Source organism: Campylobacter sp. 2014D-0258 (genome assembly GCF_008000495.1).
Classification (GTDB): Bacteria; Campylobacterota; Campylobacteria; order Campylobacterales; family Campylobacteraceae; genus Campylobacter_D; species Campylobacter_D jejuni.
The window spans coordinates 366269-377956 of sequence record NZ_VOAR01000025.1 but is presented as its reverse complement, the minus strand read 5'-3'; the positions used below and the strand labels follow the sequence as shown (position 1 = coordinate 377956).

The following is an 11688-nucleotide window of genomic DNA, read 5'->3' as shown; positions in this document are numbered from 1 at the left end:
AAAATGTGTGGAATCGTAGGCTATATAGGAAATAATGAAAAAAAACAAATTATACTAAATGGACTTAAAGAATTAGAATATCGTGGTTATGATAGTGCGGGTATGGCAGTGATGCAAGAAGGAGAGCTTAGTTTTTTTAAAGCTGTAGGAAAGCTTGAAAATTTGGCGAATAAATGCACGGATTTTGAAAGTCAAGGTTATGGTTTTGCTATAGGTCATACAAGATGGGCAACTCATGGTAAGCCTACTGAAATCAACGCACATCCTCATTTAGGACAGTATTCTTGTGTGATTCACAATGGTATTATAGAAAATTATAAAGAAATCAAAGACAAACTTGAAAAAGAAGGCGTGAGTTTTTTAAGTCAAACCGATACAGAAGTTATTGTCCAGCTTTTTGAATTTTATGCAAGAAATTTGGGAGTTTTTGAAGCTTGGCAAAAAACCATCAAAGAACTTCGCGGTGCTTTTGCTACTTTGTTAGTAACAAAAAAAGATCCCAAACATGTGTATTTTGCAAAAAATGCTGCTCCTTTGATTATCGGTAAAAATGCAAATAAAGAATGGTATTTTTCTTCAGGTGATGCGCCTTTGATAGGAAGTTGTGATGAGGTAATGTATCTTGAAGATTTAAGCTTGGGATACGCGAGTAAAGATGAGCTTGTTGTTTATGAAAATGATGTTTTAAAATCACTTTGTTTTTCTAAGCTTTCAGGCGATAAGGCTTATGCAAAAAAAGATGGCTTTCGCTTTTTTATGGAAAAAGAAATTTATGAACAAAGTCGCGTGATGAGTGAAGTTTTAATGGGGCGTATTCAAGGCGATGAAGTCGTTTTTGATGAGTTAAACAATGAAGATTTAAGTCAAGTAGATGAAATCACGCTTTGTGCTTGTGGAACAAGCTATCATGCTGCAATGGCAAGTGCTTATTTGTTTGAAAGAATTGCTAAAGTTAAAGCTAAAGTAGAAATTGCAAGTGAATTTCGATACCGTGAAGCAATTATAAAAAAAGATTCTTTATTTATTGTTATTTCTCAAAGTGGAGAAACAGCAGACACTTTAGAGGCTTTAAAGATTGCAAAAGAGCAGGGTGCTAAGACTTTTGCAATTTGTAATGTGGATAATTCTAATATAGTGCGTTTAGCACATTTAAGTCTTTTAACTCGTGCAGGTATAGAAAAAGGAGTTGCTTCAACTAAAGCTTTTGCGACTCAAGTTTTAACCCTTTGGATGCTTGCTATTTTTATGGCCCAAAAAAGAAATTTAAATGTTTCTGCTGAAATTAAAGCGCTTTTACATACTCCAAATTGTGTAAATGTAAAACAAGCTTTACATGAAAAAATTCATCGTTTATCCAAGCGTTATTTAGATGGACATGGCTTTTTCTTTATAGGCAGAGATGTGTTTTATCCTTTGGCCTTAGAAGGAGCTTTGAAACTTAAAGAATTATCTTATCTTCATGCTGAGGGTTATCCTGCAGGAGAGATGAAACATGGCCCTATTGCTTTGGCTGATTCTAAGCTTTATACTATAGCTTTAATGCCAAAGCACATGCTTTATGAAAAAACAAAATCAAATGTTGAAGAGCTTATTGCTAGGGATTCTACAGTGCTTAGCATTTCATCTTTAGAATTTGATTTAAGCGATGATTTTATAAAAACCAATGAGCAAGATCATTATATGTGTGAATTTTTTGAAATGATGGTCATTACTCAACTTTTGGCGATGGAAATTTCCATAAGACTTGGCAATGATGTGGATATGCCAAGAAATTTGGCTAAAAGCGTAACAGTCGAATAATCCGTGCAGTTTAAATAAACTGCACATAACTTCAAAATACTACAATAAATATAAATAAATTTTAAATTATAAGCTAACTTTATGCTTATTTTTGTTTAAATAATTCTAATAATATTTCTAGAAAGGAAACACTATGGAATACAGAGTTGAACACGATACTATGGGTGAAGTTAAGGTCCCAAATGATAAATATTGGGGAGCTCAAACTGAAAGAAGTTTTGAAAATTTCAAAATTGGTTGTGAGAAAATGCCAAAGGTTTTAATCTATGCTTTTGCAAATCTTAAAAAATCTTTAGCTTTAGTCAATAACAAACTTGGCAAACTTGATGATGCTAAGAAAAATGCTATAGTTCAAGCTTGCGATGAGATTATCGCAGGTAAATTTGATGATAATTTTCCACTTGCGATTTGGCAAACAGGTTCAGGCACGCAAAGCAATATGAATATGAATGAAGTTATTGCAAATCGTGCTACTGAAATCATGGGCGGGGATTTTCGCAAAGAAAAGCTTGTGCATCCAAATGATCATGTTAATATGAGTCAAAGTTCAAATGATACTTTTCCAACAGCTATGAGTATAGTTGCAGTTGAGCAAGTAGAGAAAAAGCTTATCCCTGCACTTGATGAGCTTATTGCAACTTTTGAAAAAAAAGTAAAAGAATTTGATGGCATTATTAAGATAGGTCGCACGCATTTACAAGATGCTACTCCACTTACTCTAGCACAAGAATTTAGTGGATATCTTTCTATGCTTTTACATTCAAAAGAGCAAATCATCGCTTCTTTACCAACTTTAAGAGAACTTGCCATAGGAGGAACCGCAGTAGGAACAGGGCTTAATGCACATCCAGAATTAAGCCAAAAAGTAAGTGAAGAGCTAACTCAACTTATAGGTACAAAATTTGTTTCAAGTCCAAATAAATTTCATGCTTTAACAAGTCATGATGCGATTAATTTTACTCATGGAGCGATGAAAGGTTTGGCTGCAAATTTAATGAAAATTGCAAATGATATTAGATGGCTAGCTTCAGGTCCAAGATGCGGTCTTGGTGAGCTTATCATCCCTGAAAATGAGCCAGGAAGTTCGATTATGCCAGGTAAGGTAAATCCTACCCAGTGCGAAGCTGTTACTATGGTTGCTGTACAAGTGATGGGAAATGATGCAGCTATCGGATTTGCAGCAAGTCAAGGAAATTTTGAACTTAATGTGTTTAAGCCTGTGATTATTTATAATTTCTTGCAAAGTCTTGATTTGTTGGCTGATTCTATGCATTCATTCAATATCCATTGTGCTGTAGGTATAGAACCAAATCGTGCAAAAATCGATCATAATCTTCATAATTCTTTAATGCTAGTTACCGCTCTAAATCCACACATAGGTTATGAAAACGCTGCTAAAGTAGCCAAAAATGCCCATAAAAAAGGTATTTCTTTAAAAGAAAGCGCAATGGAGCTTGGTTTGGTTAGCGAAGAAGATTTCAATAAATTTGTTGATCCTACTAAAATGATAGGCCCAAAAGCCTAGAACATCAAACTTGCCTTTTTTAAGGCAAGTTAAATTAAATTCTTATCTTTTAAAATCACATACATTCTTAAAGTTGATACAAAAAAGGTTAAAATCGCAGGACCTAATATAATACCCCAAAAACCAAAGGTAGAAATTCCTGCTATCATAGCCAAGAAAATTAAAAGTTCATTGATTTTAGTAGGGGTTTTTACAAGTTTTTTGTTGATCCATTTGATGATTAAAGGTTTGATTAAAGTATCTGCTATAAAAGAAATTACAATTACAGAATAAATAAAAATAACAAGAGCTGAGTTAAGATTGTTTGAGGCAAATTCATAAAGACTTACAGGCATATAAATTAAAGCACCTCCTATAGCAGGTATGAGAGAACTTACAGCAAAAATTACTCCCATTAAAATTCCATCATAACCATAAAATATTGTGATTAAACCAAAAAGTGCACCTTGAAATATTGCTACAATTACCATAGAGTAAAGCACAACAGCCATAACATTACCCACTTCGCTTAAAACATCATCGAGTTCTTTTTTATCAATAGGAATGATGGATTTAAGATAGATAACAAGTTCTGTTCCATATAGATTTGCAAAGAAATAAAACACACAAATTAAAACCATATCTATAAGAAATTTAGCTCCTGATTTTGTAAAACTTGAAGCATAACTTAGAATTTGTTTAGAAATACTATTTAAATCTATAGAAGCTAAAAATTCTTTAATTTTAGGTTCTAAAAAATTAAAGCTTTCAGGCAAGGTGAATTGATAGTTTTTGACATAATCAAGTGTTTGTGTAACTAAATTAATATCAAAATTCTTTAAAGCTTTGGCAAGTTCTATCATAGCATAAACAAAAGGTGCAAAGAAAAGCAAAACCATACAAGCTGTTGTAAGAATGGAAGCTAAAAATTTATGTCCTTTAGTAAGATTTAAAAATTTTGCATTGATGTTTGAGGTAGCTACCGCCATTAAACTAGCTATGATAATTACAAGTAAAAAACCTTTAAAAAGGTAAAGTAAAAGAAATAAAATAACTAAAATAAAGCTTATAAGAAAGAATTTTCCATTTTGCAAAATTTACTCCTCAAATAAAGTTTTTTCATAGTTTAATTTTAAAGCACTATAGCTTTTCGTGCTTGCTATACGCCCTTTTGCAGTGCGTTCTATATAGCCATTAGCTAGTAAATAAGGCTCGATTACATCTTCTATGGTATTTTCATCTTCACTTAAAGCCGCAGCAATGCTTGCAAGTCCGATAGGTTTTTGTTTGGCGGCGGTTAAAAGTTCAAGATATCTTAAATCCATCGCATCAAAACCAAGCTCATTAACTCCTAAAGAATTTAAGGCCTCATTAGCTCTTTTTTCTGTGATAATCTCTTCATCATTAACATCGGCAAAATCTCTAACTCTTTTTAAAAGCCTTAGAGCTATTCTAGGAGTTGAACGACTTCTTTTAGCGATCTCAAGTGCGGCTTTTTCTTCGCAAGTTTTATTAAGTTTTAAAGCTGCTTTTTGCAAGATTAGGGCAAGTTCGCTATCTTTGTAAAATTCTAATCTAAATTGCATACCAAAACGATCACGTAAAGGATTGCTAAGCATACCTGCACGCGTTGTAGCCCCTATAAGAGTAAATTTTGGTAAATCGATTTTTATGGTTTGAGCAGCTGGACCACTACCTATGATAATATCAAGGCGGTAATCCTCCATTGCAGGGTAAAGCACTTCTTCGATAGCAGGACTTAAGCGATGAATTTCATCGATAAAAAGTATATCTCCTTCGCTAAGATTGGTTAAAATAGCGGCTAAATCTCCGCTTTTTTCTATCATAGGAGCGGCGGTTGTTTTGATATTTGCACCCATTTCATAGGAGATGATATTAGCTAGTGTTGTTTTTCCAAGTCCTGCAGGACCACTAAAAAGTATATGATCTAAACATTCATTGCGTTTTTTGGCTGCAGCTATAAAGATATTTAAATTTTTTTTAATGCTTTCTTGACCTATATAACCATCAAAATTTGAAGGACGCAACGAAGTTTCGTAAGTTTCATCAAAGGAGTATTTTTCTATTTCTACTATTCTATCCATATCTTTGCTTATATTTTGGAAAAATTAAAATAAGATTTTAGCTAAAATTTGCTAGAATTTACATTAAACTTTAATGATTATGGTTTAAAAATGGGAATTTTAACAAAATTAGAATTAGATTATGAAATTGACGATATAGAAAAATTTTTACAATTTTTTAGAACCATGTGCGATAGGTTTGAACCTTTAATCATCAAGCTTGGAAGCGATAGCGTGCGTTATAAAGAAGCCATAAAAGAGCTTGAAACTTTAGCACACAATACCGCTTGGGCAGCAAGACGCTTAAATCTTGAAGAAGTGACTGATTTTTGTGTATTTTGTGAAGAGATGATGGCGCAAGCAAATCGCTTTAATGGGCCTGCTAGTGATGAATTTACGGATTGGATGCTTTTGATGAGTGATCAGTTTGAAAAATATTGTCGTTCATATGAAAATGATGATTCTGTTTTAGCGGTTTTTAATCCTTTAATTGTTAATGTTCCAAATATTATTTCTAAATAAGGGAGCGACTTGGCTTCGACAGGAGTAAGTCTGCTTAGATGGCATGTCGCTTTGGGCAAAGCGTAAAAAGCCCAAATAAAATTAAACGCAAACAACGTTAAATTCGCTCCTGCTTACGCTAAAGCTGCGTAAGTTCAGTTGAGCCTGAAATTTAAGTCATACTATCTAGCTTAATTTTCGGTCATCTTTGATAGTGTAGCCTTGCGTTTGACAAGCGTTGAGGTGAAATAAAGTCTTAGCCTTGCTTTTGAGTTTTGGAAGATGAGCGAAGTAGGGTGAAGTAGTCATCTTTGCTAAACATGTAGAGGTCTTTGTGGGATTATTTTTGGACAGGGGTTCGATTCCCCTCGCTTCCACCATCACGCTAATTTTAAGTAAATCATAAGTTTATTTCAAATTTTTAGAATTTTTTATATGAAGTTAAGAATGATTTATTACCCTTAAAATTTTGATATATTGGGTTTTATAATTTTTCATTAAAAATTTATAGTTTTATTTTTAAGCTTATTTTTAGGGGGGGGGTATAATTATTCCTTCAGTTTAAATTTATTGAAGGAGAAACTTATGAAGAAAAATGCTTCGAGCAAGATATTGCTAAGCTTAGGTGTAGCAACTTTGCTTTATTCGAGTGCTTTTGCACAAGAAATCAATCTTACAGGGTCTTCAGATATAGGAAAATATTTTGAAGAAAATGGTAACGATATCAATCTTAAAAATCCTGATCAGTACAAAGGGCAAGATTTGAATATCAAAATGGGTGTTTGGGATTTACCAAACGATGATTATGATAGCGCTGATTATCGATTGAACATTGATATCGGTAAAAACAATACTTTAAGCTTTACACACAATAATGGCCAAAATCCTGCTTATGTAACAAATCTAAACGCTACTGCTAAAGAGGTTAAAACAACAGATATAGTTTTACAAGCTTTTGCACCTTCGGTGATTAATGGAAATTTAACTATGACTAGCTCAGGAGCTGGAACCATTACCGAGGATGAAAAAAAAGGTTCAGGTATAATTCTTTATAATGGAGCAGTTGAAGGAAAAAGTGCTAATGGTAGCTTAACTATAAATGGAAATTTTACTGCCGATAAAACCCTTTTTGCTACTTATGGAAATTTTGTTAAGGTAAATGGAACTGCAAATCTTACAAATTCAAATTTTGGACTTATCAAACGCTCTTATACAGACTTAGAAGCAAATAATGTAGTAATGGTTCAAGCTAAAGATTTCAATGAAGATATTTTAAAAGCAAAGAACAACGCAGGTGCATTACTTGTAAAATTTTTAAATGATTATGTTTCAACTGATCTTCATGGCAAAGATGTTGCAGAAACAGGAGCTGTTATAGATATTAGCGATGAAGAGAAATATGGCGATGGAGAAAAAGGCTTTGTAGATTATAAACTTAGCGTTCAAAACTGCGGTGGCAATAAATGCTTAGTGATCAATGGAGGTGCTACTGCAGCGGCTAAAAATTTAACTAATCAAATCACAGTAGATATAGATGCTATAGATAAATTGCTTAAAAATGAATTTGATCCTAGTCAAGAAGAAGAATGGACAAAAGTTAAAGAAGCCCTTGAAAAACAAAAAGAAGAGCTTAAAAAACTTCAACAAGAAGCTATGCAAAACGGCGGTAAAATCGATGATGAAAAATACGTTGATTTAGTAAATAAAAACTTAAATTTAAATCTTAGTGCTAATGATAAAGCTTCTATCCTAGCTCTTCGTTCTATCACAGAACAATTAGGAAGTATAGGGGCAGATTTAGCAAGTAGAGAAGGTGTAAAACTAGCTTTAGATATCAAAAAAGACACAGACAATACAGGTAAATCTGTATCTAATCTAAATTCAGCTTCTAGTGCAGTGAATACCACTATGAATATTTCTAATGATGTTTCTATAGGTTCTCGTGTAGCAATGCTAAACAATCCTTTTGGAACTTATGCTTCTAAAATGAATGGTCTTAAATTTGCTGCTTTAGATAGTGATATGAGACCAAGCTATGTAAATGAATATACCAATAGTGTTTGGGCTAATGCTTTTGGTGGTGCTAACATTATCGATGGAGATAGTGGTGCAATGTATGGTGCTACTATAGGTGTAGATAAACAAGCTAATGATGATGTTTTATGGGGTGCTTATTTTACTTATGCAAACGCTAAAATCAAAGACAATAATTTAGAACAAAAAAGTGATAACTTCCAATTAGGTATGTATTCTACTATCAATGTAGCTCCACAATGGGAACTTAATCTTAAAGCTTATGCTCAAGTTTCTCCAACTAAACAAGACAATGTTCAAATAGATGGTGCATATAACTCAGATTATACAAGTAAATTCTTAGGACTTAGTGCTAATGCAGGTCGTGTGTTTGACTTTAGTGATAATACTTTATTTATTAAACCTTTTGCGGGAGTAAATTATTATTTCAGTTATACTCCATCTCATACAGAAAATGGTGCTATTGCTAAAGATATTGATTCTATGAAAAACAATTCTGTAAGTATTGAAGTGGGTGCTGAATTTAGAAAATATATGAATGAAAACTCTTATATTTTTGTAACTCCAAAAATAGAACAATTTGTTATCAATAGTGGTGATGATTACACAGCTAACCTAGCTGTAAATAATGCTTTCTTTACTAGTGTAGAAGCTAACAACAAGAAAAAAACATACGGACAAATTATCGTAGGGGGTAATGTAGATTTTACAAATCAACTCAGTATGAATCTTGGCTTTGGTGCTAAACAAATACTAGCAGGTAAAGTAGATAATAAAAATGAAACTTACTTAAGTGGTCAAGTAGGACTTAAGTATAAATTTTAATCTTAAAAATCATTTCTAAATCTTTTTATAGTTTAGAAATGATTGTTTATTTCTATGGGAAATCTCCTAGGGCTTTATCTTAAAGCCCTTTTTTATAACAAACAAGTAAATAAGTCTTTAGAGTAAAAAACTCTAAAAACTTTTAGTTTTCTTTGAAAAGTTTGGAAGCTAAGTGCGTTGCACGACTTTGATCTGTATCTTTTTTAAGTGTTTTATAAATTTTACTTACATATTCTTCTAAGGTTTGTTGAGAATCTATGATTTTTTCAGAAGAAGGAATTTTTTCATATTCTCCATTATTTTTAAGCTCATAAGCTAAAACATTATCGCTAAGTTGCAAGCGTAAAAATTGAGCTAATTTAGCTTTACTTCTTTCATCATATATAGGAGTCATAAGTTCTAAGCGACGCTCTAAATTTCTTGGCATCCAATCTGCACTCGATATAAAATAATTTGGCTCACTATGTTTAAAATAAAATACTCTAGCATGTTCTAAGTATTTTCCTATGATGCTTCTAACGCGTATGTTTTTGCTGTATTCTTCATCAGGTTTTAAGCAACAAATTCCGCGTATGATAAGATCAATTTGCACTCCTTCCATACTTGCTTCATAAAGCGCTTGTATGATATCACTATCCACAAGAGAATTCATTTTAGCTACAATCACACCTTCATTTTTCTTGCTTGTTTCAATGCGTATCATTTCTAAAACTTTTTCTTTGATTTGATTTGGGCTCATTGAAAGAGTTTGAAGGCGACGATTTTTACTAAAGCCCGATAAGATGTGAAAAAAGCTTGTCGTATCTCTTGCAAATTCTGCTTTGCTTGTAAAATAACTCACATCAGTATAGATTTTAGCACTGCTTGCATTATAATTTCCTGTGCTTAAATGCATATAAAATTTAAGTTTATCTCCTTGTTTGCGTATGACTTGAGAAACCTTAGCGTGGACTTTAAAACCTGTAATGCCATAAATAACATGAGCTCCGGCATTTTCTAAAGCTTTCGCCCAATGAAGATTATTTTCTTCATCAAAGCGTGCTTTTAATTCTACCATCACAGTTACTTGTTTTCCATCACTTGCAGCATCAATTAAAGCTTGAACTATATTGGAATTTTTTTCCACTCTATAAAGTGTCATTCTTATGGAAATTACTTCAGGATCTTTGCTTGCTTCTTTGATAAATTTATAAACTGGATCAAAACTTTCAAAAGGTTGTATGATGAGTATATCTTCTTTTTCTACAGCATCAAAAATAGATAAATTCTCATCAAAAGGTGGTAAAGTTTTAGGCGTGTAAAGTGGGCTTAAAAGATGCGTAAAGGTTTTATTTCCTGCGATTTGCCAAAGGCTAGGGAGATTGAGTAAAATAGAATATTCATAAACATCTTTATGAAAAATTTTCATGTGAGTATTAAGGAATTCTACGATTTGCTCATCTGCATCTTTTTGAATTTGCAATCTTACAAAAGCTCCTTTTCTGCGAAGTTTTAAGCCTTGTTCTAAAATCATCATAAAATCATCAGCTTCTTCCTCTTCTATTACCATATCTGCATTTCTAGTCACTCTAAATGCTGCTGAAGCTAAGAGTTTATAGCCTGGAAAAATTTCTTCTGCGTGTTGATGGACTATACTTTCTATAGGAACATAAATATTTGCACTTACTTCATAAAAACGAGGTAAAACTCTTGGAATTCTAATCATTCCAAATTTTACAAGTTCAGGATGCGCTTTATCGCAAATTTTAACCGCTAGTGAAAAAGATAAGTTGTTTAAATGCGGAAAAGGGTGAGTAGCATCAACAGCTATTGGAACAATAACAGGAAAAATATTGGAGAAAAAATACTCATCACATTTTTGTTTTAAATTTTCATCTAAATTCTCATAATGTTTTATGAAAAGATTTTCTTTTTCTAATTCACTTGTGATTTCATTAAAATAACGCTCCAAAAGTTCTTTTTCTTGGTGTAAGTATTTGCGTATGGCTTTTAATTGTTGTAACGGGGTCATTTCATCGCTACTGCTTGCATTAACTCCAGCTGAAAAAAGTTGTTTTAAGCCTGCGACGCGTATCATATAAAATTCATCTAAATTAGTGCAATATATAGCTATAAATTTTAATTTTTCTAACAAGGGTAAATTTTTAGAACATTGGTCTAAAACACGAGAATTAAAGCGAAGCCAAGAAAGTTCGCGATTGATAAACATATCAGGACTTGTTTGCATTAATTTTTCCTTTTTTAGTTGTATTTTATCATTTATTTTGAAATTATTGAATAAAAGTTTTAAATTTTTTAGGTTAATTAAGAGTAAATATATCTTTAAAATTATATTAAATTCATCTATGTTAAAATCACAAAATTTATTTCTGGAAAATTCTGTGACATTGTTGTTTCATTGAAGATTTTAAGAAATGATAATTTTAAGGAGGAAAATTTTGAAGAAAACTTCGAATCTTTTTACTATTTTTCTTGTTTTGCTTTTTGTTTTCTTTGCGGTTGGGTTTTATACTTTTTATAACGCTAAGGGCACATCTTATTTAAGCAATGCAAGTGAATCTTGTAATAACTGCCATATTATGAATGAAGTTTATAACGAATACATGGCAGGACCACACTCTCAAAAAGTCAAAGGCGAACCAAGAGCAACTTGTGTGGATTGTCATTTGCCACATAATTTTGTAGCTAAGTGGATAGCTAAAGCGCAAAGTGGTTTAGGACATGCTTATGCTTTTACTTTTAAACTTGATGAGTTGCCTACAAATTTGAGTGCGACTGAAAAAAGCAGAAAAATGGTGCAAGAAAACTGCATACGCTGTCATGCAGATTTTGCTCAAACAGCTATCAATGCTACAACAAATCCACATGCAGACAAGTCATTAAATTGTGCTTCTTGTCATAAAGATGTTGGACATAAACACGGAATTTAATAAGGAGAAG

The 11688-nt window shown here is 32.3% G+C and carries 8 protein-coding genes and 1 other RNA gene; 6 read left to right on the top strand and 3 right to left on the bottom strand.

All coding sequences use genetic code 11. From position 1 onward, the window contains the following. Window positions 1–3 precede the first annotated feature (3 nt). Complete coding sequence (gene glmS, locus SR62_RS06680; protein ID WP_147502317.1) at window positions 4–1800, top strand: glutamine--fructose-6-phosphate transaminase (isomerizing); 1797 nt, start codon at window positions 4–6, stop codon at window positions 1798–1800. A 133-nt stretch (window positions 1801–1933) separates the two neighbouring features. Further along, complete coding sequence (fumC, locus tag SR62_RS06675; RefSeq protein WP_002854099.1) at window positions 1934–3325, top strand: class II fumarate hydratase; 1392 nt, start codon at window positions 1934–1936, stop codon at window positions 3323–3325. A gap of 29 nt (window positions 3326–3354) precedes the next feature. On the opposite strand, the gene SR62_RS06670 is transcribed toward fumC, so the two are convergent. Continuing rightward, the gene (locus tag SR62_RS06670) at window positions 3355–4398 is read right to left on the bottom strand and encodes an AI-2E family transporter (protein ID WP_002892916.1); all 1044 of its coding nucleotides are present in this window, start codon (window positions 4396–4398) and stop codon (window positions 3355–3357) included. Between the two features lie 3 nt (window positions 4399–4401). Continuing rightward, on the bottom strand, window positions 4402–5409 hold the full coding sequence (gene ruvB, locus SR62_RS06665) for a Holliday junction branch migration DNA helicase RuvB (RefSeq protein WP_002882690.1): 1008 nt from the start codon (window positions 5407–5409) through the stop codon (window positions 4402–4404). Window positions 5410–5499: 90 nt separating this feature from the next. On the opposite strand from ruvB, the gene SR62_RS06660 reads away from it, so the two are divergent. From SR62_RS06660 to SR62_RS06650, 3 genes are all read left to right on the top strand, one after another. Beyond that, window positions 5500–5910: a hypothetical protein gene (locus SR62_RS06660; RefSeq protein WP_002783915.1), complete on the top strand. Its 411-nt coding sequence runs from the start codon at window positions 5500–5502 to the stop codon at window positions 5908–5910. Further along, window positions 5911–6269, top strand: a transfer-messenger RNA (tmRNA) gene (gene ssrA, locus SR62_RS06655). Window positions 6270–6474: 205 nt separating this feature from the next. Further along, on the top strand, window positions 6475–8748 hold the full coding sequence (locus SR62_RS06650) for an autotransporter outer membrane beta-barrel domain-containing protein (RefSeq protein WP_002892919.1): 2274 nt from the start codon (window positions 6475–6477) through the stop codon (window positions 8746–8748). A gap of 142 nt (window positions 8749–8890) precedes the next feature. On the opposite strand, the gene SR62_RS06645 is transcribed toward SR62_RS06650, so the two are convergent. After that, the gene (locus SR62_RS06645; protein ID WP_002860421.1) at window positions 8891–10975 is read right to left on the bottom strand and encodes an RNA degradosome polyphosphate kinase; all 2085 of its coding nucleotides are present in this window, start codon (window positions 10973–10975) and stop codon (window positions 8891–8893) included. Between the two features lie 187 nt (window positions 10976–11162). Between SR62_RS06645 and nrfH the strand changes: the two genes are divergently transcribed. Beyond that, window positions 11163–11678 carry a cytochrome c nitrite reductase small subunit gene (nrfH, locus tag SR62_RS06640; protein ID WP_010891930.1) on the top strand — a complete coding sequence of 172 codons (516 nt, stop codon included), beginning with the start codon at window positions 11163–11165 and terminating at the stop codon, window positions 11676–11678. Window positions 11679–11688 lie beyond the last annotated feature (10 nt).